This window comes from Nonomuraea sp. NPDC003201 (assembly GCF_053590415.1).
Map to the genome: position 1 here is coordinate 1 of NZ_JBSFTC010000727.1, position 1,530 is coordinate 1,530.

A 1,530-nucleotide genomic window follows, 5' to 3' on the forward strand; every position below is an offset into this window, starting at 1 on the left:
GACGGCGTACGGGTCGGCGCCGGCGGGCAGCTCCACCAGGTCCTCCGAACGCACCACCGCCAGCCCGGCCATGCTCCCGTCGCCGGGCGCGCCGGGTCGTCGCGGCCGCCCGCTCTCCCGAAGGCCGGGAACGGGCGAAGCGGGCGGGTGCGGACGCGGTGGTGGAGCTCGGCACGCAGGACGTGGCCGGCCTCGCCGCCCGCCTCTCGGCCGCCTGCGACGGGCCGGTGGACCTGGTGCTCGACCCGCTCTTCGGCGTTCCGGCCGCCGCGGCGGCCCGCACCCTCCGGCCGGGCGGCCGGCTCGTCAACCTCGGCGGCTCGGCCTCCGAGACGTGCCCGCTCGACTCCTCCACCCTGCGCGGCCGGTCACTGCGGGTGCTCGGCTACACCAACAACGAGCTGACCCGGGAGCAACGCGCCCAGGCCATCACGCTGATCGCGGAACACGCGGCGCGGGGGCGGCTGTCGGTGGCCCACGAGGTGGTGCCGCTGGAGGAGGCGGGAGCGGCCTGGCAGCGCCAGGCGGCCGGCGCGGCCGGCGGCCGGATCGTCCTGCGCGTCACCTGAGGCGCCGGTCCGTCATCGGGGCATGCGGGGTCACGTGAGGTGTCGGGTCCGTCATCGGGGTGTGCGGGCCGAGGCCAGGAAACGCTCGTAGAGGGGGACGTAGGCGGCGGCGAGCTCGGGTTCGGGCGGCAGGCGATCGCGGGGGAGCACGGGCACGTCGTCGAGCGACCCGCCCGCCTGCCCGGCGACGAGCGCCGCGCCCGCGCAGACCGCGTCATCGGATCGCACCACCTCGACCGGGACAGGCGAGAGCGCGGCCTTGACCCGCATCCACAGCGGGATCCTGACCTGCCCGCCGAGGACCACGAGGCGCTCGGGAGCGGTGCCGGTGACGGCGGAGAGCTCGTCGAGCATCCAGCGGGCGTGCAGGCAGGTGCCCTCGACGGCCGCCGCCAGCAGGTCGCCCGGGCTGTGCTCGGGCCCGAGCCCCGACACCGTCACGCGCCGGGCCGGGTCGGGCGCGGGCGCGACCCGGCCCCGCAGGTACGGCTCCACCACGATCCCCGTCGGCAACCGCACTCCGCCCAGCAGTCCGGGCAGCGCCGCGTACCCGGCCTCGCCGTTCCCCGTGAGGGGGAGCAGCCAGTCGAGCATGGCCCCGCTGGTGGGCAGGCCGCCGACGACCACCTTGCGGGTCCCGTCCAGCGACGGGTCGGTCGTGATGCCGAGGGCCAGTCCCGTACGCGAGTCCGGGCGGGAGTCCGACAGCACCATCACCGCCTCCGCCGTGCCGAGGGAGTCGGCCACGTCGCCGGGTCGCCGCACCCCCGCCGCCCACGACCCCACCGCGTGGTCGTGGCCCGCGATCACCACGGGGACCCCGGCCGTCACCCCGCTCACCTGCATGGTCAGCGGCCCGACCGGCTCCACGAACGGCAGCAACACGAAGATCATCGGCAGGTTGCTCGCGGTCTCCGGGTCCGGGCTGGCCAGCCCCAGCGCCACGGCGAACCACGTCATC

At 76.7% G+C, this 1,530-nt stretch carries 2 protein-coding genes; one reads left to right on the forward strand and one right to left on the reverse strand.

Annotation, left to right across the window (positions count from 1 at the left end; all coding sequences use genetic code 11):
• Positions 1-569: zinc-binding dehydrogenase (locus ACWDX9_RS63175; protein WP_449973429.1), on the forward strand; the 569-nt coding region annotated here is incomplete at its 5' end.
• A gap of 51 nt (positions 570-620) precedes the next feature.
• On the opposite strand, the gene ACWDX9_RS63180 is transcribed toward ACWDX9_RS63175, so the two are convergent.
• Positions 621-1,530 (reverse strand): FGGY-family carbohydrate kinase (locus tag ACWDX9_RS63180; protein WP_449973430.1); only part of this gene is annotated, 910 nt, incomplete at its 5' end.